This window comes from Myxococcus sp. NMCA1 (assembly GCF_026810205.1).
GTDB classification, from domain to species: Bacteria; Myxococcota; Myxococcia; order Myxococcales; family Myxococcaceae; genus Myxococcus; species Myxococcus xanthus_A.
In genome coordinates, this window is sequence record NZ_CP113950.1 from 1,517,546 (window position 1) to 1,541,357 (window position 23,812).

Annotated in this window: 15 protein-coding genes and 2 pseudogenes; 8 read left to right on the forward strand and 9 right to left on the reverse strand. The window is 70.1% G+C overall.

The genetic code is table 11. The features are described from left to right. Positions 1-26: 26 nt before the first annotated feature. Genes OZ403_RS06525 through OZ403_RS06560 form a run of 8 tightly spaced genes read right to left on the reverse strand, consistent with a single transcriptional unit; the run spans position 27 to position 11,338 of the window. A complete protein-coding gene (locus OZ403_RS06525) occupies positions 27-1,946 on the reverse strand; it encodes a tetratricopeptide repeat protein (protein WP_268783718.1) in 1,920 nt (639 codons plus the stop codon). Beyond that, complete coding sequence (locus OZ403_RS06530; protein WP_140788290.1) at positions 1,946-2,581, reverse strand: hypothetical protein; 636 nt, start codon at positions 2,579-2,581, stop codon at positions 1,946-1,948. The genes OZ403_RS06525 and OZ403_RS06530 overlap by 1 nt, the downstream gene beginning before the upstream one ends. Continuing rightward, complete coding sequence (locus OZ403_RS06535; RefSeq protein ID WP_140788292.1) at positions 2,578-3,087, reverse strand: hypothetical protein; 510 nt, start codon at positions 3,085-3,087, stop codon at positions 2,578-2,580. The genes OZ403_RS06530 and OZ403_RS06535 overlap by 4 nt, the downstream gene beginning before the upstream one ends. Then, entirely contained in the window at positions 3,069-6,338 is a 3,270-nt protein-coding gene (locus OZ403_RS06540) for a tetratricopeptide repeat protein (RefSeq protein WP_140788294.1), read from the reverse strand. The genes OZ403_RS06535 and OZ403_RS06540 overlap by 19 nt, the downstream gene beginning before the upstream one ends. Then, positions 6,335-7,945, reverse strand: a complete 1,611-nt coding sequence (locus OZ403_RS06545; protein WP_140788296.1) for a hypothetical protein — start codon at positions 7,943-7,945, stop codon at positions 6,335-6,337. The genes OZ403_RS06540 and OZ403_RS06545 overlap by 4 nt, the downstream gene beginning before the upstream one ends. Next, complete coding sequence (locus OZ403_RS06550; protein WP_140788298.1) at positions 7,942-8,577, reverse strand: outer membrane beta-barrel domain-containing protein; 636 nt, start codon at positions 8,575-8,577, stop codon at positions 7,942-7,944. Before OZ403_RS06550 ends, OZ403_RS06545 begins: the two co-directional genes overlap by 4 nt. A gap of 52 nt (positions 8,578-8,629) precedes the next feature. Continuing rightward, positions 8,630-10,897 (reverse strand): AgmX/PglI C-terminal domain-containing protein, encoded by a 2,268-nt coding sequence (locus OZ403_RS06555; RefSeq protein ID WP_268783719.1) that lies wholly within the window; start codon positions 10,895-10,897, stop codon positions 8,630-8,632. A 39-nt stretch (positions 10,898-10,936) separates the two neighbouring features. After that, positions 10,937-11,338, reverse strand: a complete 402-nt coding sequence (locus OZ403_RS06560; protein ID WP_237078090.1) for a hypothetical protein — start codon at positions 11,336-11,338, stop codon at positions 10,937-10,939. A gap of 264 nt (positions 11,339-11,602) precedes the next feature. Here OZ403_RS06560 and OZ403_RS06565 point away from each other — a divergent pair, with 264 nt between their 5' ends. The 8 genes and pseudogenes from OZ403_RS06565 to OZ403_RS06600 all read left to right on the forward strand — a co-directional run bounded on the left by OZ403_RS06565 (position 11,603) and on the right by OZ403_RS06600 (position 23,312). Further along, a complete protein-coding gene (locus tag OZ403_RS06565; RefSeq protein WP_268783720.1) occupies positions 11,603-13,900 on the forward strand; it encodes an MtsA protein in 2,298 nt (765 codons plus the stop codon). A gap of 181 nt (positions 13,901-14,081) precedes the next feature. Continuing rightward, a pseudogene (locus tag OZ403_RS06570) lies at positions 14,082-15,670 on the forward strand (calcium-binding protein). Between the two features lie 297 nt (positions 15,671-15,967). Beyond that, positions 15,968-16,159: pseudogene (locus tag OZ403_RS39635) on the forward strand (thrombospondin type 3 repeat-containing protein); the annotation flags it as partial. 59 nt (positions 16,160-16,218) lie between these two features. Beyond that, positions 16,219-17,172 (forward strand): cell-cell cohesion MYXO-CTERM protein MtsC, encoded by a 954-nt coding sequence (gene mtsC / locus OZ403_RS06580; protein ID WP_442929805.1) that lies wholly within the window; start codon positions 16,219-16,221, stop codon positions 17,170-17,172. Positions 17,173-17,207: 35 nt separating this feature from the next. Further along, positions 17,208-19,187 (forward strand): cell-cell cohesion protein MtsD, encoded by a 1,980-nt coding sequence (gene mtsD / locus OZ403_RS06585; protein ID WP_140788306.1) that lies wholly within the window; start codon positions 17,208-17,210, stop codon positions 19,185-19,187. Beyond that, positions 19,184-20,932 carry a vWA domain-containing protein gene (locus tag OZ403_RS06590; protein ID WP_140788308.1) on the forward strand — a complete coding sequence of 583 codons (1,749 nt, stop codon included), beginning with the start codon at positions 19,184-19,186 and terminating at the stop codon, positions 20,930-20,932. Before mtsD ends, OZ403_RS06590 begins: the two co-directional genes overlap by 4 nt. A gap of 11 nt (positions 20,933-20,943) precedes the next feature. After that, a complete protein-coding gene (locus OZ403_RS06595; protein ID WP_268783723.1) occupies positions 20,944-21,828 on the forward strand; it encodes a hypothetical protein in 885 nt (294 codons plus the stop codon). Beyond that, on the forward strand, positions 21,741-23,312 hold the full coding sequence (locus OZ403_RS06600) for a hypothetical protein (protein ID WP_268783724.1): 1,572 nt from the start codon (positions 21,741-21,743) through the stop codon (positions 23,310-23,312). Before OZ403_RS06595 ends, OZ403_RS06600 begins: the two co-directional genes overlap by 88 nt. Positions 23,313-23,374: 62 nt before the next feature. Here the strand turns inward: OZ403_RS06600 and OZ403_RS06605 are convergent, their stop codons facing one another. Beyond that, positions 23,375-23,806 carry a hypothetical protein gene (locus OZ403_RS06605; RefSeq protein WP_237078092.1) on the reverse strand — a complete coding sequence of 144 codons (432 nt, stop codon included), beginning with the start codon at positions 23,804-23,806 and terminating at the stop codon, positions 23,375-23,377. Positions 23,807-23,812 lie beyond the last annotated feature (6 nt).

The following is a 23,812-nucleotide window of genomic DNA, read 5'->3' on the forward strand; positions in this document are numbered from 1 at the left end:
TCGCGGTGAGACGTCTCGCGAGCGGACTACGGCGTGGGTGCGGACGCCGTCAGCCGCTTCAGTGCGTCCTTCGCATCCGAGTGGTCCGGCTGCAACTGCACGGCCATCTTGTAGGCGTCCCTTGCCTCATCGAGGCGCTTCGTCGCCTCCAGCAACTGCCCGAGTGCGTTGTGCGGCTCGGCGAAGTTCGGGTCCGCCTGCACGGCGTTGCGGAAGGACTTCTCCGCGCCCTTCGTGTTGCCCTGCTTGTACAGCGTGTGGCCCATGTACAGCAGGCCCAGCGAGTGGCGCGGGTCCACCGACAGCACGGACGTCAGAACCTTCTTCGCCTTCGCGCCGTCGCCGCCACGCAGGTAGATGAAGCCCAGCTCCGCGCGAGCCTCCAACTGCGCCGGGTCCTTCGCCACCACCGCCTCGAGCTCCGACACGGCCAGTTCCGGCCGCCCACGCCGCGAGTGGACGATGCCCAGCCGCGCCAGCGCCGCGGTGTCGGCCTCTTCGCCGTCCTTGGGCTTGAGCAGCCCCTCCGCCGCCACATAGTCGCCCATGGCCAGCAGCAGGTCCGCGAGCGCCAGCTTCGCGGCGCGATTGGCGGGGTCCTCGTCCAGGAGGGCCTTGTAGAGCGGCTGTGCCTTCGCGCCCACCCGCTTCTGCGCGTACACATCCGCGAGCGCCAGCCGGTTCTCCGGCGTGGGAGAGAGCTTCACACCCGCTTCGTACTCGGCGATGGCGCCATCCAAGTCACCCTTGGCGCGCAGGGCCTCGCCATAGGCGGCGCGGGCGCTCGCATCCTTCGGGAAGGCGTCCACGGCCGTCTTCAGGGTGGCCACCGCTTCGTCCGCCTTGCCCAGGCTGAGCCACGCGCGAGCAAGTCCCTGGTACGCCTCCGTCGTCTTCTTCCCGTCCTCGGCGCTCTTCTCGATGGCCTTCTTGAAGGCCTCCACGGCCTGCTTCTTCTTGCCCTGCGTCAGGTACAGGTGGCCCAGTTGCGTGTACGGCCCGCTGGACCGCTGCGGCTCCAGCACCACGGCCTTTTCGAAGGCCTTCAAGGCCCGGACGTTGTCACCGAGCTGGTAGTACGCCAGCCCCAGGTTGAAGTGCGCCTCGGCGAACTTCGGGTCCGCGGCGATGGCCTTGAGGAAGGCGTCGGTGGCCTTGCGCGGGTCGCCCTTCTCGTTGAACGCCACGCCCATGTTGTTGTGCGCGCTGGCGTGCTTGGGGTCGGCGGCGAGCGTGCGCTGGTACTCGGCGATGGCGCCGTCCAGGTCGTTCTCCCGCATGAGGAGCACGCCGAGGTTGTAGTGCGCCTCGGTGTCACCCAGCTTCTGCCGGGTGGCCTCGCGCAGCGTCTCCTTGGCCTCGCCGTTGAGGCCCTTCTCCGCCAGGGCCTTGCCCAGATTCACGCGGGCCACGTTGAGCTTCGCGTCCAGCTTCAGCGCCTCACGGTAGGCCTCGATGGCGTCGTCCGTGCGGCTGGCGCGCTGCAGGGCCTCGCCCAGGTTGAAGCGCAGCTCCGCGTCCTGGGGGGCCAGCTCCACCGCCACCGCGTACTGGCTGATGGCCACGTCGCGCTCGTCCAGTACGCGCGCCAGCAGGCCGCGCTCGGCCCGGAGGGTGGACTCCTCGGGGAAGGCGGCGATGGCCGTGTCCAGCACCGTGCGCGCCTGCTCCGGCTCACCGGACAGCCGCAGCGCGCGGGCCAGGGCCAGCTTCGGCGGAATGAGGTCCGGCTCCTGGGCCACCAGCTTCTTCAGGGGCGCCACGGCCTTCCTCGGCGTGTTGAGCGCGAGGAAGGCGGTGCCCAGGCGGTACAGGGCGTCCGCGTCGTCAGGGGACTCGGCCAACCGCGCGCTCTCCACGGCGGCGGTGCGCTCGAGCGTGGCCGTGTCGGGCTCGGCGGCCTGCGCGGTGAGGAGCTGGAGCACCAGGAAGCTGGCAGTCTTCATTATAGGTTCTCCACGTAGGGACTCGCGCGCGCGTCGAAGGTCTTCTTCGCGAGCGCCGCCTTCTTCGCCTCCCACGCCTCCCGCGCCGTCTTCTCTTCCTTCTCGTCTCCAGCGAGCTCGGCGCGTTCTTCCTTCACCTCCGCCTTGCACTCGGAGACCTGCTCCTCGAATTCCTTCTGGTCCAGCCGCTCGCTGCCCTCGACCTTCGCCTTTCGGGCGGCCTGCAGGCGGGCCAGCTCGAACTCGGCGAAGGCGCAGCGCAGCGCCAGCCGCTCCACGTCCCGCAGGCCCACGCTGAGCCGCTGCCGGGCGCGCAGGTACTCCACGCGGGCCTCGGCCTCGGCGATGGCCAGCTTCGCCACCTCGCGGGACACCTCGTCCGACGCGCGGTCCACTTCATCCTCCGCGGCTTCCTTGCGGGAGCGGGCGCGGCGGATGTTGTCGCGGGCGCGGCCAATCTCGTTGTCGGCCTCGTCCACCTTGTCGATGGCGAGCGCGAGGTTGTTCTCCGCCTCCAGCAGCTCGATGCGCGCCTCGTACGGGAGCTTCTTCTCCAGCGAGTCGGGCACGCGCATGTTGTAGCTGGCGCCGCACGCGGAGAGCAGGGGGAGGGTGAGCAGGACAAAGCGCTTCATGGAACCGTCGCCTCGAAGCTTCCGAAGATGGTGCGCCCGGAATAGGTGTGGGTGCCGTTGACGAACGTGACGTGGAACTCGCCGGAGATGCGCTGGCCCTGCTGACTGGGAAGGGCCTTCACCTTCAGCCCACCCACCCGCAGCTCCGGGAAGGTCCGCGCCGGCTCATCCAGCACGTTGCGGCCAATGGCGCCGCGCTGGGCACCGTTGGCCAGGACTTCCGCCAGGTTGACGTCCAGCGAGCCGGTGTAGCCCTCCGGGAGCATGTCCTGCACCCGGGCGCTGACCTTCAGCACCGTGTTGGTGCCCGTGCCCTGCTGGGTGACGAAGTTCACCGCCAGCTCACCTTCGGCCAGCTGCGCCTCCGCGCGGTCGTAGCGCAGGTCGAGCAGCGAGGTCACGCTGCCCTCCAGCCTCCCGCCCTCGTCGCCACAGGCGCAGAGGGCGGCGGTGAGCAGGACGCCGAGCCACGATGCACGCGCGGGCCTCACTTGCATGCCTTCCACCCGCCATCCACGTCGTTGCCGCCCAGCGAGGCCACGTCCTTGAGCACGGCCAGCTCGCGGCGGGCGCCGTCGACGTCACCGAAGCGGCAGCGCAGCGCGGCCAGGTTGAGGCGCGCCTTGCCGAAGGTGGGGTCGGAGTCCATGGCGCGGCCGTATGCCTCGCGCGCGCCCATGGCGTCACCCATGTGGAGCAGCGCCAGACCCAGCGCGGAGTGCGCCGAGGCCCGCGTGTCCTGCAGCTCCGTGACGCGGCCCAGGGTGAGCTGCGCCATGCCGTACTGGCGCGCGTCCAGGTAGGCCAGACCCAGCGCCTCCAGCGCCTCCGCGTTGAGCGTGCGCTCGGCCTTCTTGCGCAGCTCCTCCAGGGACGCCGGCTGCGTGGGCGTGCCCGGCTGCGGCACCGGCAGCGCCGCCGTCTCCGTGCGAGCGCGGCAGCCCACCACCGCGGCGCTGAAGACCTCCAGGGACTCGGCGCGGGACAAGCAGGCCTTGAACGCTTCGTCGGAGCGCGCCTTCAGCGGCGTCACCTGCTCCTTCACCGCGGCCCGGAACTGCTGCGCCTCCGCGGCGGACAGGCCGGCGGGAACGGCCGTGCCTTCCACCACGTCCGCGATGTGGCCGTACGCGAGCGCCAGCTTCCACAGCGAGGCCACCGCCCACTCGGCGTAGCCCAGCGACGCGGCCTGCGTGTAGATGCCCTCCATGCTCTGGAGCGCGGCGACCTTCTCCTCCACCTGGTCCGCGGGAAGGTCCCTGTAGCCGCGGTAGAGGATTTCGCCCAGGTACCACAGGCCCTTCGCCGCCTCCTCGGTGCCGCCGTTGGGGCCCTGCACCGCGGTGGTGAGGGTGGCGATGAGCGCGTCGGCGGGCGCGGTGGGCGCCGTGGTGGCCTGCACCTCGGCCAGCACCGCCGCGGCGGCGGCGCTGTGGCGGTCCATCTTCAGCGCGGTCTCGGCCGCCGTCTTCGCGCGGGCGTAGTCCTTCTGCTTCAGCCGCGTCTCCGCCAGCATCACCAGGACTTCCGCCTTGCGCGCGCCGGCGATGTCGGCGGCGGCCTCCAAGTCACGCGCCGCCTCCTTGTGCTCGCCCAGCGCCATGCGCAGCCGCGCGCCGGCCAGCCAGCCGTCCACGGCGGCGAAGTCGCCACCCAGCTTCTGTCCCACCTGTTCGAACCAGCCCGCCGCCTCGCCGAACGCCGCGGCCTCCGCCGCGTGCCGGCCCAGCGTCAGCAGTACGTCCGACAGGTACTGGCTCTTCGGGTAGTCCTGCACCAGCTTCGTGCCCAGCTCGCGCTGGGCCTGCATGTCACGCTTCTCGCGCGCCGCGGTGAACGCGCCGTAGAGCGCCTTCTCGCCGATGTCGGAGTTCTTGTTCTCGTCGGCGACCTTCACCAGACCCTGGATGACGTCGCCCGTCTCCTGGGCGCTCTGCAGGGCCAGCTCATCCAGCGCCTCGGCGCGGCTCTGGGTGAGAATCTTCTGCACGTCCGCGCGGAAGCTGGCCGGCAGCGGCGCGCCCAGCAGCTTCTTGCCCGTCTCATCCAGGCCCTTGAAGTCGTTGAGCTGCCGCAGGCTGTCCAGCGCCAGGTTGCCCGCGATGGGGGCTTCCTTGTGCTGCGGGTGGCTCAGCGCGAAGGCGGTGAACAGCTCCGCGGCCTTCGGGTACTCGCCGTCCTCGTAGTAGGCGCGGGCGATGTTGAACTTCACCACCAGGGCATTCTCACTGCGGGGGTAGCGCGACACGAAGTCGGCGCCCAGCAGCTTCATGGCCTGACGCGCGTCCGCCACCTCGAAGGCGTTGCGCGTCTGCGCCTCCTCCGGCTTGAGCGTGGAGAAGTGCGCCAGCAGCGCGGCGTTGAGGGCTTCCTCCTCACCCTTCGCGTCCTTGGCCTTCACATGGTAGCGGGCCAGCTCCTCGAACTGGCGCGCGGCCTCGGGGTACGCGTTGGCGGAGTACAGCGCGTCCGCGCGGTTCTTCATCATCGTGCGCACGTGCTGCTCGGGCCGGAAGAGGCCCAGGTAGGCCTGATAGGCCTCCGCCGCGCTCACGTAGAGCGCCTTGTCGTTCTTCTTCTGCGCCTCCACGTGGAGGAGGGTGGAGAGGTCGCGCGCCATCTCCTCCAACTCCACCAGGTGCTTCTTGCGCTCGGCCTCCGCCAGCTCGGGGTCCGTCTTGCTCTGCACCGCGGCGCGCACGAGGATTCTCAGGTCCTCGGCGTCCGGCAGCACCTTGCCCTTGGAGGCCTTGATGGCGTCGTAGAGCTTCTGGCCGCGCTCCAGGTCCAGCTCCGGGTCGTGCTGAATCTCCATCAGCTTGCGCAGCGCGGGGATGGCCCACTCGTACTGCTGCTTGATGAAGTAGCGGTTGCCCAGCTTGTCCAGCGCGAGCGCGTAGGTGGCGCGGCTGTCGCTGAGCTTCTCGAAGTAGTTGAGCGCGCCCTTGGGCGGCTTGGCCTCGGTGTAGCTGTAGACGAGGTCCAGCAGGGCCTCGCGCTTGACGTTGAGCGCCTTCTTCACGTCCACGCCGGGCAGCGGCGCGCTGGCGGCTGCGGCCTCGAAGAAGGTGACGGCCTCCGCGTGCTTGGCCTGATTCACGCGAATCCAGCCCATCTTGTAGCGGGCCAGGTCGTGCACCGGTGAGGGCGGGGCCTCCAGGATGGCCTGGTAGTGCTTCTCCGCCTCACCCAGGTCGGCCTTGTCGAAGAAGTGGTCGCCCAGAATCTGCTCCGCCTCCAGGCGCAGCGGACTGCCGGGGAACTTGCGCGTCAGGTCGCCGAGCGTCTTGAGCATCTCGTCGAACTGGCCCAGCTCGCGCTGTTCGTGCGCCAGGTAGAACGTCACCTGGTCGCCGTCCTTGAAGTCCGGGTACTCGCGCAGCAGCCGGTAGTACATCTGCACGGCCTTCTGCTTCAGCAGCCGCGTCTCCGGGGACACGATGGCGCCGCTGGCCCCCTCCGGCCGGGACTCGGCCTGGAGGTAGTACACGTAGCGGCTCTTCTCCACGTAGAGCTCGGCCAGCCGGAACTGGAGGTCCGGCAGGTAGGGCGCGTTTCGGCTCTTGGAGATGAGGCGCTCCGTCTCGCCGATGGCGCGGTCCACCTTGAAGATGTCGCGCTTGAGCTTGGCGATGAGCTCGTCGCGCTCCTTGGCCTTGGAGACAATCGGGTTGATGCCCGGGCCGGGACGTCCAGCGCCACCCGGGGCGGCCGCGAGCATCGCGGCGGCAATCAGGCCCGTCAGGTGGCCGGTCATGGCGTCTCCTCGATGCAGCGGCTGTCGATGCGGACCCGGTAGGAGCGCAGCTCGTCGTTCCAGTACTCGCCGTCGAAACGGTAGGCCGTTTGCGTGGGCGACAGAATCTGCTCGTCCTCCGGCGCGACTATCCGCGCGCCCTTCTTCACGCGCTCGTACAGCTTCAGGCCCACTTCGTACTCCATCAGGCGCACCTGCTCGGCGGCCCGCAGCAGCGTGTCCGCTTCCTGGCGGACGGCCTCGGCCAGCCGCGCGTCATGGACGCGGACCGCCTCGGCGCGGGACAAGTCATAGAGCTTCGTCAGGTGCGAGAAGAGCCGGTCGCCGAAGCTGCCGGCGTAGCGGCCCAGCCGCTCGCCCTCCAGCTCCAACGTCTCCAGGAAGCGCGCGGCGCGCTGGGTGCTTCCGTGGGCGTTGGCGGCGCGGCGCAGGCGCACGTCCTGGGTGAGGTCCTCGCGGCTGCGCACCGCCTCCAGCGAGTCCGCGAAGCGCCGCGTCAGCTCCTTGGCGGCGCGCTTGGCCGGCAGGTAGTGGCACAAGTCACGGTAGATGAGCGCGCGCAGCAGGTACTTGTCCGGCAGGAACTCGTCGCGGAAGGACGGCGCGTCCAGCGTGGTGAGGATGCCCAGCGACGCGCGCAGCTCGCCCAGCTTGTAGCGGGTCCACGCCTCCTCCAGGTAGAGGCTGGCGCGGCCCGGGTCCAGCTCGGGCAGCTTCACGCGGTCATACGCCTCCAACGCGCCCTGGAAGTCCTTGCGCTCGTAGCGCAGGCGCGCCACCGCCAGCGCCGCCTCGTTGCGCGCCTCGCGGGTGAGTTTCTCGTCCTCGGACAGCGCCAGGAAGTCGGAGATGATTTCGTCCGACGGCTCCTTCACCTGCTTCAGGCGGGTGACGAGCAGCGCGAACTTCGCGCGGCTGGCCTCGGCGCTCGTCTCCGACAGCTTGGCGAAGTGGGTGTTGGCCCAGCGCTCGTTGCCCACGCGCAGGTCCACCAGGCCCTGCTGGTAGTGCGCATAGGCGCCCGTGTCTTCCGGGAGGAAGCCCAGGTCCAGCGCGCCGAACACCTGCTCGTCAATCATCACCTCGTCGTGCGGCCGGTCCGTCAGCGCCTTGAGCGTGTCCAGGGCGCGGGGCAGCACGTTGGGGTTGGAGCGCTCGCGCGCGATGCGGGCCAGGTACGAGGCCCCCGCGTGCGTCAGCCCCAGGTCGATGAGGCTGCGCGCGAGGAAGTACTGGCCCCAGGCGTAGTTCTCGTCCGTCTTGGGCGCGGCCTGAAGCCAGGCGTGGAGCGGACCGGCGGCGTCGCGCGGCTTGCCGTCGAAGTAGTCCTTGAGCGCCTTGTCGAAGACGGCCGGGTCCACCTTCTGCGGCGCGGGCGGCGGGGCTTCCGCGGCCGCCGCGGGGGCGTTCGCGGCGGGCTTGGCGGCGTCGGGCGCATCGGCCTTGGCGTCGGCGGGGGCCGGAGCCTTTCCTCCCGCCGGAGGCGTGCCCTGCGCGGGAGCGGGGGACGTGGGCTGCGCGGCGGCCGGAGACTGCGCGGCGGCGGGCGCTGGAGACACGAGGAGCGCGGCGCTGGTGAGCGCGGCGATGAGCGAGCGGGAGGTCATTCCGTGGCGCCGAAGTTGAACGCGGTTCCGAACTGGATGAGGGGCACCTGGATGACGCGCGTGGCGCCCGTGAAGACGGTGTTGTTCGTCACGTCCAGGCGCAGCGACAGCGTCTTGCCGGTGAAGAGGCGCAGGCCGAGCCCCACGTTGACGGCGGGCCGGAAGCCGCCGTCGCGGTCGAGCTTCACCACCGTGCCGCCGCCCAGCAGGAAGGCCTCGATGTGCAGCACTGACTCATTGAGGAAGGCCATCTTCCCGTAGAGCGGGCTCCAGATGAGGTCCGAGCCCACCATCCACTGGACCTGGTCCTGGAAGGCCGCGGCGTTGGGGGACGTGTTGAAGTCGCGCTCGAGCTGGCGGCGCAGGCTCGTCTGGAGGTTGTAGCTGTACGTGCCGCGCCCGACCTGCCACGCGAAGGTGTCAGTGAAGTGGTACGTGTACCCGACGGTGCCCACCAGGCCCTTGTAGTAGGCGTTGGCCGGCAGCACGCCGACGCCGAGCAGCAGCTCGTGGTGCATCCGGAATCGCCGCTCCTGGATGGCGGACACTGCGCCGGGATTCTCCAGCGCCTCGGCCTGCGCGCGGACGAGTCCGGGCGTCAGCAGCAAGAGGATGAGCAGGGCGTATCGCACGGTGGGGGCTTCCTGGGGGAGGACGGGAACGGACGCGCGGACTGAGGCCACGTCAGTAGCCGACCGAGTTGAAGAGGAACGGGTAGGTGATGATGACGACGCCACCCTTGGGGGAGGGGAACGTCCACGACTTCAGCTTGGAGAGGATGCAGGACTCGACGGAGGCATTACGCAGCGTGGAGGACTTCGTCTTGGCGGCCACCACGCGGCCGTTCGTGCCGATGGTCCACTCCAGCACCACCTTGCCCGCAAGACCCGGGTCCTTGAGCAGCGCGCGCTCATAGCAACCGTGCACCTCGTGCAGGTTGCTGTTGATGACGCGCGCCACCGCCTCACGGTCCACCGTGCCCTGCGTGGAGGCGATGCTGCGGGCCGTGGCGCGGGTGACGGTGCCGCCCACCTTGCCCTTGCCCACGCCGCCCGCGCCCAGCGCGCCGATGCCGCCGCCGCCCTTGCCGCGCAAGAGCTCCGCGCCCAGCGTGGCGCCGCCGCCCTTGCCGCCGCCGCCCAACCCGAAGGTGCCCAGGCCGGCGTTGGCGATGGGCGCCTTCCCGATGAGGCCGGACAGCTTGTAGTTGGAGTTCTTCACGTTCTTGCTGCCGGGGCCACTGCCGAGCTTGTCCACGGCGGCGAGCAAATCGTTGGTGGCGGGCCCCGCGGCGGACAGCTTGGCCAGCGCCTTGAGCGCCTTGTTCTGCGGCGGCGCGGCGGCGGCCACCGCCTGCTCGGGCTGCTTCGGTGGCGGCGGCGTCTTTTCCACCGGCTTGGGCGGCGCCTTCTCCGCCACCTTCTCCTTGGTGGGCTTCTTCGCCTGCTCCTTGATGGCCTCCAGCTTCTTCTTGGCCTCTTCCTTCTTCTTCGGCTCGGGCGCGATGAGACGCAGCGCCACGGGCGGCAGGCTCTTCTGCTGGAAGTCCGCCACTTCTTGCCGGTGCGGCTTCATGACCAGGAACGCGGCCATGGCGGAGGCGAAGAGGCCCAGGCACGTCAGCGTCAGCCAGGGCAGGCCCTTGAGCGGGTTGACGAAGACGCGCGCGGGCTTGGGCGCGGCGTAGGCCACCAGGGACATCTGCCCCTGCGTCAGGCGCGCGGCGGTGCCCTCGCGCAGCGTGAGGAAGCGGCGGCTGCCGTCGGACTCCAGGGCCGCGCCGGTGACAGGGGTGAAGCGGCCGTCACCGCTGCTCTTCTCCACGTCGGTGCCCGGCGGCACGAAGAGGCGGAAGGCGTTGTTGAGCGGCTCGGCCAGCGTGAAGGGCGCGCCCTCCGGCAGCGTGAAGCCCCACAGGGGCATGGCCCCCTCGAGGTCCAGCGAGGCCTGCACCGGCTTCTTCTTGTCCGGCGCGAAGCGGCGCGCGTCGCGGCGGACGGCGCCCCAGTACAGCTCCAGGTAGAGCTGCGCGGTGCCCTTGCCGGGCGCGATGCGCGGCGCATGCGTGGGCCGCGTCAGCGTGCGCTGCTCCTCCAGCAGCGGCCCCGTGGGCTTCGGGAGCGGGTCGAGGGCGAGGTCCGCCATCAGCTCGTCCGCGAACTGCATGCCCGGGTTGGCCACGGGGGCCGGCTCTGGCGCGGCCCTGCGGCGGACCGAGGGCACCGTGCTCGCCGGTACGCCCGCGGGAGCCTGCTGCGCTCCAGGCACGGGGATGAGGGCGGGCTGTGCCTGCGGGAGGCCATGTGCGTGGTCGCCAGCGGCGCGGACGGCGGCCTGCTGCGCCACGGGGGGAACCACGGCCACCGCGGGCACGGGTTGCGCCGGCGTGGGGAAGGCCACCTGCGTCGCCACGTGGACGGGAGGAACCGCGGCCACCTGCTGTGGCACGCGCGCGGCGGGCATGGTGGCGGACAGCGGCGGGACGCCCGTGGCCGGACGGAGCTGCCGCGCGGGCGCGGCGGAGGGCGGAGGGGCCGCGGGCGCGGCGGCCTGCGGCGGCGCGGCGAACGGCGTGGGCGCCTGGGCCGCGCCGAGCAGCGCAGCGACCTCGGGCGGCGGCTGCGGCTTGGCCTCTTGCGGCTTCTGCGACAGCACGCGCGTCTTCAGGATGAAGGGGCCACAGAGGACCTCATCCACCGGCCGGATTTCACAAGCGGAGACGCGGTGGCCGTTGACGAAGAGCCCCGTGCTGGAGCCCGCGTCCTGCACCGCCGCGCGGCCGTTCTGGAAGTAGAGCAGGGCGTGCCGCGGCTCCACGGACGGGTCATCCAGGCGCAGGTCGGAGGATGGATCCGAGCCGAGCGCATAGGTGCCCGGGACGAACACCTCGGTGCCCACGAGGAGACCGTCGCGGAGGATGACGACTTGCAGGACGCTGGGCTGGCCGCTCAACGGTGACGCTCCATTCAAGGGCTGGGGGGCGGTGCTGCCCTAGGGGTCGTACACCGTGGAGAGCGTTTCGGAGCGGAAGCTCTCCCGCTCGCGGATCATCGACCGCGTCTTCAGTTCCTTGCGGTCATAGAGGTACACGGCTCCGGACTTGTTCGTCTGTCCCTGGATGAGCCGGTCATCGAAGTCGATGCGCGCCGGGCCTCGCTGCGGCAGCGCGCTGGAGGCGCCCGTGGCCGCATCGCCCGTCACGGGGTCCACTACGGCGGAGCCCTTGGTCTCGATTTTCGGCGGCGTCTTGGAGGCCGCCTTCTTGGCGGGCTTGGACTTCGCCTGGCGCGAGGTACGGCCACGGTTCTGGGCCCAGGCTTCGGCCGGAGCCGCCAGCGTACCGACGCCGAGGAGCTGGGCGACAGCCATGCAGAGGAGGAAGCGTCGCATCATCAACAGGTTAAGCGATGCGTGTACCGAGCTGTCAACGCACACTCCGGCGCGCGCATGTGACGCTGTGCGCGCCCAGGTGTAGAGGGCACTCCACCCCATGTGGGGCGCGTCCACCACGGTGAGGCGGGATGTTGCCGGGACGCTGGAAAGATGGCGTGCGGTGCTGCGTTTCGAGCTCGCCGGGCTGATGGGTAACCGAGACATGAATTCATCCCCGCACGGCGGGGGATGGGGGATGCTCCCGCGCGGATGCTACGGGCGCGGATGAGCAGGAACCGCAGGCGTGCGGTGCTGGCGGTGCTGAGCGTGACGATGGTCGCCACGGGCGTGGTGGTGCATCGGCTCCGTGAAACAGCCGCACCCGCTCCGGTATCCGCCGCCGCGCGTCCTGTCTTGTCGTCCGTGGGGCCTCGGCTCACGAGCAATGAGACATCTCAGCCGCTCTCCATCCAGGGGGAACGGCTGGTGCCGGGGCTGTCGCTGGCGCTGGGCCCTCCGCTGTCGCTGCGCCTGCCGTTGACGGTGGTGGATGACACGCACGCCTATGCGCGGCTGCCCGCGGGGCTCCGTCTGCCGGAGGATGCGCCGCAAGCGGTGGTGGAGGCGCGGCTCGTCGGGGCGGACGGCACCGAGTCGGAGGGCTCGGGGCGGCTCACGGTGGTGAATGACGCGGCCTTCACCGACCTGACGGTGATGGTGCCCGCGCCGGATGGACGGACGCTCTTCATCGCTTCGCCGCCCACCGACACGGTGTTCGCGCTGGAGGTCGACACCGGGCGCGTGTCGCGGCTGGCCACGGGAGACGGTCCCTCCGCGCTGGCGGCCTGGACGGATTCGGACGGCCGGCCCTGGCTGGGCGTAACGCACCGGTATCAGCCGGAGCTGTGGCTGTACGCGCTGGACGCGCTGGACGCCGCGCCTCGGGTGCTGCCCGCGCCGCTGGGGGCCGAAGGGCTGACCGTGGATGGCCGGGCCGGCGTGGCCTTCGTGGCCGAGCGTGTGCGGGACCAGGTGCAGGCGCTGTCACTGGCGGACGGGCGCGTGCGGTGGTCGGCGCCGGTGGACCCCAACCCCCGGGCGCTGGCGCGGTGGAAGGACCTGCTGGCGGTGGGCAGCCTCCAGACGGGGCAGTTGGAGTTGCTGCGGCAGGAGGATGGGGCGCTCGTCGCCGCGGTGGCGCCGGGCCCAGGGGTGTCCATTGTCGGGGGCAACACCGAGCGCTTCCGCGAGCAGGTGATGGGCGGCAAGGCGCCGCGCTTCCTGGTGGCGAGCGAGCGGCTGGGGCACGTCTTCATGTCGAGCCTGGGGCCGAACGTGGGGCCCAATCCCCAGCGCATGGAGGTGAGCGCGAACAGCGGTGTGTCGGTGGTGGAGCCCTCGCGGGGCACCTACGTGCGGCACCGGGGCTTCGGCGCGGGCGGCACGGAGGGGTTGGCGCTGGACGACGGCGCGGGACTTCTCTACGCGGCGGACGTGGGACTGGGGCTCGTGCGGGTGCTGGATGCGCGAGCGCTGGTGTCGGGGGACGCGCCCGCCCGGCGCGCGGTGCTCCAGGAGGTGACGGTGGCGCCGCCTGAAGGCACGCCGCGCATCCGTCCGCCGGAGGACTTCGGGGTCCGGGGCAGGGCGGGCGAGGCGCTCCATTCGGGCCCCAGCGCGCTGGCGCTGTCACCTGACGCGCGCACGCTGTATGTGCTGAACCGCTTCACCCGGACGGTGGCGGTGGTGGACGTGCGCGAGGCGAAGGCGGGCAAGGCGCGGGTGGTGCGTCAGCTTCCGGTGGAGACATCTCGCGCGCAGGCCAAGCGCCGGCTGGGGCAGGTCCTCTACTACGCGGACCTGGGGCGCACGGGCATCACCTGTGACGGCTGCCACATCGAGGGCCATACGGGAGGCATCTTCTACGAGAAGACGCAGCCCAACCGCATCTACCGCTCCACGACGCTGCGAGGCAGCCGCGACACGCCGCCGTACTTCACTCCCGCCAGCCACATCAGCCTCGTGGACACGGTGCGCTTCGTGGGCGCGCGCAACCGCTTCCGCAACCCGGACCCGTCGCCGTCGGAGGTGGAGGCGCTGGCCCTCTTCAACGCGCTCATCGTCACCCCGCCCAACCCCCATCGCGGCGAGGATGGTGCCCCGCTGGAGACGGTGGCGTTGCCGGACGGAAGGGTGGGGCGGCCGGCGCGAGGCCGCGCGCTGTTCGAGGGCAAGGGCGCCTGTGCGACGTGTCACCCGGCGCCGCTCTATACGTTGGATCAGGACCTGGCCACGCGGGGCCGGTACCTCGAGGTCGGCACGCCGGTGGCGCTGCCGCTGAGACTGGAGCAACAGGACCTGGTGCCCGGCGCGGCGACGCCTTCCCTGGTAGGGGCGTGGGACGTGTGGCCCCTGCTGACGAGCGCCACCGCCGGTTACGGGGTGAAGGACAACCGGCTCGTGGTGGAGACGCGCTTCGCGCTGCGCGCGCTGCTGGAGACGTCCGGGCCCCAGCATGGCGATGCCCGCGCGCTCACGCCGGAAGAGCGCGATGACCTGTTGGCGTTCCTGCTCACGCTGTAGGCCGTCACCTGGCTGCCCATACCCGGAGGACACCGGGATTCACGGCGCCTCTGGGTGTCTCCGCGCCGTTCCACGGGGGGCCGAATTGTCGGTCCGTGCTGTGCCACTTGAGCGGTGCTTACAGGCTTCGTGTCACCAGCGCTTGCGTTGTCACCGGGGCCTAAGGTGTAGAATCGGACTGATGCGCGCCCTCACGCGGTCCGTCTGGCTCATTCCCGTGCTGTTGCTGTCGTGTTCCGACGCGGGCCTCTACGCGCTCAATGGCCGGGCCCTGGCGGGAAGGACCGCGCCAGCTTCGCCGGTACCGTCTGCGTTCCGCTCGCGGGCGGCGAGGCCTTTCCCACGAAGGTGATTTTCGCGCTCCAGGGCGGCGAAGGCGTCGAGCGCGAGGTGGTGGGTTACGCCACCGAGGCGCTGTCCACGCTCTCCAGCCGCTTCTCCGGCCCCTTCGTCCAGTTTGGCCTCGTCGCGTACCACACGGTGGCGACGGGCCTGCTGGGCAGCTTCTCGGATGCGTCCGACTTCCAGGCCGCGTTGCCGCGCTACGCCACCTACCAGGAGTCCGGCCCGGTGAGCGTCCGCGCCGCCCTGCGGCTGGCCAAGACGCTGCTGTCGGGCGACATGCAGACATCCTGCCGCGGCGAGGTCGCCCGCACGCGCTACGTCATCGTCGTCGTGGTGCGCAGCCAGGACACCAGCTGCGCCAACCCGGCCTTCAACGTGGGGCTCGACTCGCGTTGCAGCGCGCTGGGCAACACGTCGGCGTGCAGTCAGTGTGAGCTCACCGCCGTCACCGGCGAAATCAAGGCGCTGGCCTCGCAGTTCAGCGCGGGCGAAGTGGTGGTGCAGCCCATCTACGTGCGCGGCGAGACGCCAGACCCCATCACCCGCCAGCACGTGGCCGCCATCGCCAACGCCGGCGGCACCGAGCCGCTGGAGACGGACGCGGCGGGCCTGTCGGGCACCCTCACCAACATCCAGTACGCCGCGCGGACCAACACCCTCAAGCTCAAGCGCTTCTTCGCCTACAACCGCAACGTGGTGGTGCGCGCCGGGCAGGTGCTCGTCGACAGCGACGGGGACGGCCTTCCCGACGAGGATGAGGTGCTGATGGGCACCGACCCCCTGCGCCAGGACACGGACCAGGACGGGTTGATGGACGGTGTCGAGGTTCGCATGGGCCTGGACCCGCTCCAGCCCGACGTCATCAACGGCTGCAGCGTGTCCCTGGACGAGGACGGCGACCGGCTCAACACCTGCGAGGAGCGCGTGCTGGGCACCAACGCCTGCATCGGCGACACGGATGGGGATGCGCTTCCAGACCTGGTGGAGGCGTTGGCGATGACGAACCCGCTCATCCCCGAGGACCTGCTCGACACGGACCGCGACGGCATCACCAACGTGGCGGAGGTGGAGGCGCACGGAGACCCGCTCAGCGCCGACCTCGACTTCCACCGCGAGCGCGGCTACGGCTACGAGCTGGTGGAGACCACGCCCACCGTGGATGGCCGCAGCTGCTACCAGGTCCGCGTGGAGAACGTCACCGTCGTCCCCACCCGCGAGCGGCCACACCCCTTCATTCCGGGCGAAGTCATCAAGGCGGGCACCAACGAGGTGTACCTCTACCTCCAGGCCGGCCGGGACAATGATCCACGGGGCGCGGGCATCGGCTCGCTCCTCATCCAGGAAATCCAATACAGCGAAGAGGGGGGCCGCCTGCCGGCGGGCATCATCCCCCTGGAGCCCGACACCTTCATCCCGGGGACCTGAAGCCCTCCCTTGGATGTGGGGTCTACCCCTCGCCTCCACTGGGGAGTCCCCCCCACATCTTCTGTTCGACGCGTCCCTGCTTGTGCCCAACCCGCTGACATTCCAGGGCTTCCTCCAAGTGTCTGGTACGGATCGTTCCTTGCTAGGCGTCCGGTGTTGAAAGGAGTCACCATGACACGCGCTCGTTTCGCTTCAGCCCTCACGCTGGGGGCCTTCCTCGTCCTAGGCCCCACGGGGGCGCTGGCACAGTCCAACAACAACCCCGACAACCCGGAGTGCCTGGGCGACCGGTGCGGCATGCCGCTGGAGGTCGGCGGTGGCTGTGGTTGCGGCGCGGGCGGCAGCATCTGGGTGAACTACACGGACGACGGCGACACGCTGTCGTACACGGACGACGCGGACGGCGACGGCCGCGCGGATGACCGCGACAATTGTCCCTTCGTCTCCAACCGCGACCAGGCGGACGACGACGGTGACGGCGTGGGCAACGCCTGCGACAACTGCCCACGCTCTCCAACTTCCAGCAGCGCGACGCGGACGGCGACGGCATCGGCGACGACTGCGACCCGGACCAGGACAACGACGGCCGTCCCAACGCGGAGGACAACTGCCCGCTGGTGCCCAACCCGAACCAAGAGGACCTGGACAAGGACGGCCAGGGTGACGTCTGCGATCTGGACGACGATAACGATAGCTGGCTCGACGGCGAAGACAACTGCCCCCGATTCGCCAATGTCGATCAGACGGTGATGCCCGAAGACATCACCGTGTGCCGCGTGGACGCGGACGGCGACAACATCTCCGACAGCAGCGACAACTGCCCCGGCGTGCCCAACCCCGACCAGCGTGACACGGACGGTGACGGTGTCGGCGACGCGTGCGACCCCGACATCGACGGCGACAGCGTGCTCAACACGCAGGACAACTGCCCCGCCGTCGAAAACCGCGACCAGCGCGACGACGACCGTGACGGCATTGGCGACGCGTGCGACACGCGCTACTGCCTGGTGACGAACCCCGAGCGCCCCGACGACTGCCTGGACCCGAAGTCGCCGTTCACCGTCAGCGCCGGTGGCCTGTTCCGCACGGACAAGGCCGGCATCACCATCCGCCCGCCGCTGTTCGCCAACCGCAACGGCGCGGCCATGGAGTACGAGTGGGTGGTGGTGAAGCGTCCCTCGGGTTCCACCGCCGTGGTGGAGCGTCCTCAGGGCGCGGTGACGCTCAGCCGCGACTGGCAGTACATGTACGTCGACGGCAGCGTGCCCACCTTCGTTCCGGACAAGAAGGGCGAGTACCAGCTCCAGCTGACCGCGCGCCTGGCCTTCTCCGACCGCGTGTTCCCCGACCAGCGCGTGTCCGCCTCCACCCTCACGGTGCTCGTGGGGGATGACTCGGAGGAGGGCAACAACTGCAGCTCGGTGCCCGCGGGCTTCAGCGCCACCGCCCTGGGCGCCGCGCTGCTCAGCGTGCTGATGCGCCGCCGCCGTCCCCAGCAGTAACCTCGCAGCCCCCCCCACCAGGAGGTCCCTTCCGCATGCGCCGCTTCGTTCGTACCTCGCTGCTCGCGGCGGGCCTCCTGGCTTCGGGCCTGTGGTCCTGTTCGGACGCCATGCTCGAATCGAGGGTGGATGCGCTCTCCAACCTCGATGACCGGCTGACGCTCCAGGGGCGGGTGTGCACGCGCCCGCCCAGCCCCTCCGGCTTCCCGGTGAAGGTGGTGGTGGTCATCGACGAGTCGGGCAGCATGTGCGTCTCCGACCCGCCGGGCTCGCAGCTCGACAACGGCTTCTGCCAGCGCCGGGAGATTCTGGACATCATCCCGGAGGGCGTCACCGAGCCCGCGCGCGTGCGCGCCCTCAAGCGGCTGGTGCAGCAGTTCCGGGAAGTGAATGCGCAGGGCGGCAACGTGCAGGTGTCCGTCGCCCCCTTTGAAACGAACGTGCGCAACGTCTGGCCGCCCACCACGACGGGGGACCGCTTCGCCCGGCCGGACAACAACATCGACAGCTACATCGAGGGCCTGCAGAGCCAGCTGGGCAAGGGCACCGACTACCAGGGCGCCCTGTCCTACGCCTACAGCCTCATCTCCAGCGACATCAACGCGGTGGCGCAGTCCAACCCGGAGCTGCTGCCGCGCACGCGCTACGTCGTCGTCTTCCTGACCGACGGCACGCCGTATCCGCGCTGCTCGGCCACCGACAACCTCAGCGTCTACGCCGACCCGGACAACCCGGACCTGACGTGGGCGGACTCGCTGAGAGACTTCTGCAACCTCACCAACACCACGGACCAGATTGATGGGTTCGAGGTGGGGACGGACCGCAACCAGAACTACCAGCTGTTCAGCTATGTGCGGCGGCTGATGGAGTTGAAGGACCAGTACAACGTGGGCGATTTGCGCATGCACACGGTGCTGCTCTTCAACCAGGAAGCGGTGCGGGCGTGTGGCCCCATCTGCCAGGACATCTACGGCGTGTACCCGGGCGTGGAGCCGGCGCGCTATCCGGAGGCCGCGAAGAAGATCGCCGCGTGGCTGCTGCGGCGCTTCGCGGACATCGGTAACGGCGTGTACCAGGAGTTCAACGACACGGGCGAAATCTCCAACCTGGGCCTGGGCGCGCTGGACTACTCGTCGTTCGCCTCGCGCAACGTGATGAAGACGCTGATGGTGGAGTCGCTCAGCTCCGCGCCGGGTGACACCGGCCGCGTGCTGGACAGCGATGGGGACGGGGTGCCGGACTCCATCGACAACAGCTTCACGCTGAAGACCAACACCTTCGTGGCGGACAGCGACGGCGACTGCCTGGATGACGGCTTCGAATACCGCCGCGAGGACCAGGGCTTCCGCGCCGCCAATGATTTGGACGCGCGCGGGTGCAACCCGGCCTCGCCGCTCACGCCCAATTGCGTCTGCCGCGACACGGACGGTGACGGCCTGTCCCAGTTCGCCGAGGACTACCTGCGCACGCGCACCGGCATCGTGGACAGCGACGGAGACGGCGTGCCGGACGGCCTGGAGGCGCGCTGGGGGCTCAACCCGCTGGAGAACAGCGTGTCGGGCCTGGACACGGACGGTGACGGCATCCCGGACGCCCAGGAGCTGCGCGCGGGAAGTAATCCCACGCGCCGCGACAAGGCCTTCCACGAGCGCTTCGGCTACCAGTACGAGACGCGCATCGCGGAGGTCCGTCCCGACGGCAGCCTCTGCTACGACTTCACCGTGTCCAACCTGCAGCTCGTCACGCCGCCGGACCGCGCGGGCGTGAAGCAGGGCTACAACCTCTTCAAGGTGTGGTTCGCCGAGGCACCGGAGAGTGGCGTGAGCACGGACTACGGCGTGTGGCGCACCGCCTGCGCCTGGGCGCAGTATGCGCCGCCCAGCGTGCGGGTCCCGGTGGGGCCCGAGCTGACCTTCGAGGATGCTGACTTCCGCCGGCCCGACACCTTGAGCAACCCGTGGAACAACCAGAACGACTGCGTCGGAATCCCGCCCTCGGGGAGCGCCAATCCGTGAGCCGCGTTGTCCGAGTCCTGGCGGGCGTCCTGGTGGCCGTGGCGATGGTGATGGCGTGTACGGATTCCTATCTGTACGACCCTCGCCGTGACACAGAAGTGCCGGTGGACCGGGCGGTGACGTTGGAAGGCCGCTTCTGCACCGTGGGCAGCAACGAGGTGGTGCGGCCCATCAAGCTGGTGGTCGCCATGGACGCCTCGCAGTCCATGCGGGTGAGCGACCCGGACGGCGCGCGCGCCACCGCCCTGGTGGAGCTCATCCAGAACCTGCCCAGGGACCCGGAGGTGCACCTGGCGGTGATGCTCTTCGCGGGCAGCACCACGGCCTTCCTCACGCAGCAGCCGGGCAACCCGCCTCAGGACGGCTTCGTCCAGGTGTCCTCCATGGATGACGCCACGTTGCGGCGCCTGTCCGAGCAGCTGCTCACCTTCCGCAACCCCGACACCTCGCCGAACCGGGACTCGACGGACTTCGTCAAGCCGCTGTCGGACATCTACTCGCTCATCAACACGGACATCGCGCGCAGCCGGCTGGACCCGGGCGGTGCGCAGGCGCTGGCGCAGGCGCGCTACTCCGTCATCTTCCTGTCGGACGGCAAGCCCACCAACGACCAGGACGACGAGCTGCTCCGGGGTGACGCGGTGGTGCGCATTCGCCAGCTGCGGGATTTGGTGGAGGACGTGCGCGTCAACACCGTGCACGTCTTCAACCCCACGCAGCCGGTGTCCTCGGTGTGTGACCTGTCTGGTGACGGGGGCTGCCCGCTGCTCATCATCAACCAGAACGCGGACCGGTTGGAGCAGATGGCCTCGCTGGGCGGCGGCAACTTCCGCGACTTCCGCAACAACGAGCCCATCAACTTCCTGGACTTCACCTTCGGCCAGGTGCGCCGCGCCTTCATCGTGAAGGAGATGGTGGCCTTCAACTTCTCCGCGCCGCCAGGGAGCCCGGTGGGTGAGGCGGACTCGGACGGTGATGGCCTGACGGACGCGCGCGAGCTGGAGCTGGGCACGGACCCGCACAAGGTGGACACGGACGGGGACGGCTTCAGCGACGGCGTGGAGGTGTACTTCCGCGACCGCGGCGTGGACTTCAACCCCACGCAGGAGGCCCTGCCCGACGGCGGCGGGCTGGACCGCGGCTGCCCGCCGGCGCTGCGCGGCGTGGACTCGGATTGCGACGGCCTGCTGGACTGCGACGAGCAGTTCGTGGGCACCAACGCGACGCTGGCGGACAGTGACCGGGACGGCGTGCCGGACGGCATGGAGTGGCTGGGCGGCACGCAGGGCGCCAGCAACGACTTGGACGAGGACCCGGACAACGACGGGCTGACGAACCGGATGGAGCTGCGGATGCACACCCGGCCGCTGGCGGTGGACACCGCGGACCTGTCGGTGAATGGCTACCGCTACGCCTTCGAGGCGGACGGCCCGCCGGACAACCTGGGCCGCCAGTGCTACCGCTTCCGCGTGGAGAACGTCCTGCTGGCCCCCACGATGGCGTCCGCGGACGACGCGGGCGTGGTGCAGCGCGGGGCGGGCTTCAACGACATCGCGATGTCCGTGGCCATGGTGCCCGGAGACGACCCCACCGCCCGGACGCTTGTCCGCACCTTCCGCGTGAATGACGTGCGCTACCCGGTGGGCGGCATCAAGTCGCCCGCCGACGGCGTCATCCGCGTGGAACCCGAGCAGTTCGTCGACGGCTGCCCCGGCCGCCCCGACGACGTGCCCCCGACGCCTTGAGAACCGACGCCATGCCCACCTCTGTCCGTCTGTTGCCGCTCGTGTTGCTCGTCCTCGTCGCCTGTTCGTCTGGAGGAGGCGAGACACCAGACGCGGGGACTCCCGTGGTGGAGGACCTGTGCAATTCGCGCGAGGAGGCGCTGACGCGGCCCGAGTGCGAACTCAAGCCGGGCGAGCCGCTGGAGCGCTTCCTGGCGCTGGACAGCGAGCCGCGCGCCGGTGACCAGGACTGGTACCGCATCGTCCTGCCGCCCGGCACCAACGCCCGCACGCTGCTGAACGTCAACGGGACGTACCTGGCGTCCAGCACCGCGGTGAATCTGTCCGTCACCATCCTGGGGCCGCTGCCGGACGGGAAGGAGGGCTCGCTGGCGAAGAAGGAGGACAAGCACGCCCAGGGCGCGCCCCGTCCGGTGGACATCGTGTTGCCGCTGCGTGACGGGATGGAGAACCAGACGCTGCTGGTGCTGGTGCAGGACGCGCCAGACGTGCCGTCCCGGCCCAACTTCGACGCGCGCAACAAGTACCGGTTGACGGTGCGCATCGACCAGAACCCGGACGAGCAGGAGCCCAACGACACGCACGAGACGGCCACGCCGCTGGTGCTGACGCAGTCCGGGGAGATGCTGATGGGCGCCTCCACCGGCTATCTGGCCACCGACAACGACGTGGACCACTACGCCTTCGACCTGGCGGCGGGGAAGGTCGCCTACGTGCACATCAGCGCGCCCGACCTGGACTTCGTGCCCAACTGGCGCTGTCCTACGAGCTGTGGCGCCCGGACTTCACGGAGAAGGAAGACGAAGGCGTGGTGCTGCCCCAGGTGCGCGGCGGCGAGCTGGCCACCGCGCGCAAAATCAAAGTGGAGCACGCGGGGCGGTGGACGCTGGTGGTGAAGGGCTACCGCGGCACCAATGACCGGGACACGGCCCAGGGAGACCTCGCGCAGCCCTACGAGGTGGAGGTTCGCGTGCTGGAGGAGGAGGACGCGCAGGACCGCACAACTACGGGCAATGACCGCGCGCAGGAGGCCACCGCGCGCAACCTCGTCAGCGCCACGCCCGGCGGCGCCGGCTCGTCTGTCTCCTTCACCGGCCGCCTGGGCTACATCCCCGACCGGGATTGGTACTCGGTGCGGCTGCCGGCCTTCAGCACCCCCACGTTGTTGCGCTACCGGCTGGTGCCGCTGGATACGGGTGGCCGCTTCCCCGCGCTGCCGGTGACTGCCTCGCGCGTGGTGCACGTGTTCACCCTGGTCGAGGGCCCGCTGGGCGAGTCGCGGGAGAACTGCGCCACCAACGCCGCCGTCTGCCCGCGCGACTTCTCGGAGAATCCCGACGCCCGGGGCCTGGTGGATCGCTTCTGCCGGCGCACGGATTTGCCCGCGCCCATGTGTCTGCACTCGTCTCGCGAGGAGGCCGTGGGCAACTCGCGCTTCACCGCCCTGAGCAACTTCCGGGGTGTCATCCCGGTTCCGGCGCATGACGCCGCGCTGATGTACTACTTCCTGGTGCAGGACAACGGCTCGTGGGTCGACGACAAGGACTACCGCCTGGAGGTGAGCTGGGACGCGGAGGACGCGGACGAGCTGTCTCGCTACGTCAATGGCGCGGAGGCGCCGGTGGCGCGGACGCTCGCGTCCACCACGGCCTTCCCGTCGCCGCCCGACACGGCGGAGTTCTCCGTCACGGGCCAGTTGTCGCACGGCCACGGCCGGCTGCGCGGCGGAATGGACCGCGTCAACGGGCTCGGGGTGCGTGGCCCGCTGGACTACGACGCCGTGCCTTCCGACGTGGACTCGTACGTGTTCGACCTGCCGTCGGTGCCTCCGCCGGAGGACCGGACGTGGCTGCTCCAGTGGGAGGTGGCGAAGCTGGCCGACGGTGGCACGCCGCACGGCCTGGCGCTGGACCTCACCTTCTGTGACGGCGATGCGACGGACGCCGGTGTTGGCACGTGCACGCCGGTGCGCACGGGCAACCGGGGGCCGCTGACGCTGGGCTACCGCTCGGACGCGCTGCGCGCCTGGCACACGCCGTCCAATGCGGGCACCAGCAGCCTGCAGCCGCTCTACCAGTTGGAGGACCGTCCCAACTCCACCGTCGTCACCCTGGCGCCCTATGCCTGCGGCTGCCTGGAGCGGCGCTTCATCCGCGGCGGCACCCTGCGCGTGGACGTGACGGCGTCGGAGCGGCTGGACTACGAGCGGGTGAACTACACGCTGCGCACCGGCCACGGGGACTATCCGCAGAGCTACCCGGTGGACGGTGGGACGACGGTGTCGTGCCCGGTCGTCACCGACGGTGGGACGACGCCGGACGGAGATGGCGGCGTCATCCAGAACTACGCCGGGGGCTGCAACTTCACCTACCAGCCATGATGCGGGTGGCGTCAGGGCGGGAGCGCTGGCTCCCGCCCGTCACGCGGTGGTCCGCGAGGACTTCAGGGCGCGACACCCAGCCCATTGAGGGTGATGACCTGCTTGGCGGCGTTGGCGGCGTTGGATTCGATGGTAATCGTGCCGTTGTATTCCGTGTCATCGGTGGGCCGGAAGGCCACCGTCAGGAAGGCGCGGTCATACGTCTCCAGCCGCAGCGGCGTGCCCGGGGTGAAGCCTTCGGGAAGCTGGAGCGTGAAGACACCCGGCGCGGACAGGGTGATGGCGGAGATGTCCAGCGGGTCCAGGCCGCGGTTCTGGATGGCGAGCGAGTTGAAGGTCGTCTGCCCGACGTAGGTGCCGTGTTCGAATTCGCGGTTGAACGTCAGCGCCGCGCGGTCGATGAAGAGTGTGGGCGCCTGGGGAAGCTCCGTCTCGTTCCCACAGCCAGCCAGGGCGAAGAAGATGATGGGGAGCCAACGGGTACGCAGTCGCATGGACAT

Bases quoted from the DNA above. Each gene is read 5' to 3' on its own strand.
- OZ403_RS06525 (WP_268783718.1), bottom strand. From the start codon at position 1,946: ATGAAGACTGCCAGCTTCCTGGTGCTCCAGCTCCTCACCGCGCAGGCC.
- OZ403_RS06530 (WP_140788290.1), bottom strand. From the start codon at position 2,581: ATGAAGCGCTTTGTCCTGCTCACCCTCCCCCTGCTCTCCGCGTGCGGC.
- OZ403_RS06540 (WP_140788294.1), bottom strand. From the start codon at position 6,338: ATGACCGGCCACCTGACGGGCCTGATTGCCGCCGCGATGCTCGCGGCC.
- OZ403_RS06545 (WP_140788296.1), bottom strand. From the start codon at position 7,945: ATGACCTCCCGCTCGCTCATCGCCGCGCTCACCAGCGCCGCGCTCCTC.
- OZ403_RS06560 (WP_237078090.1), bottom strand. From the start codon at position 11,338: ATGATGCGACGCTTCCTCCTCTGCATGGCTGTCGCCCAGCTCCTCGGC.
- OZ403_RS06565 (WP_268783720.1), top strand. From the start codon at position 11,603: ATGAGCAGGAACCGCAGGCGTGCGGTGCTGGCGGTGCTGAGCGTGACG.
- mtsD (WP_140788306.1), top strand. From the start codon at position 17,208: ATGCGCCGCTTCGTTCGTACCTCGCTGCTCGCGGCGGGCCTCCTGGCT.
- OZ403_RS06595 (WP_268783723.1), top strand. From the start codon at position 20,944: ATGCCCACCTCTGTCCGTCTGTTGCCGCTCGTGTTGCTCGTCCTCGTC.
- OZ403_RS06605 (WP_237078092.1), bottom strand. From the start codon at position 23,806: ATGCGACTGCGTACCCGTTGGCTCCCCATCATCTTCTTCGCCCTGGCT.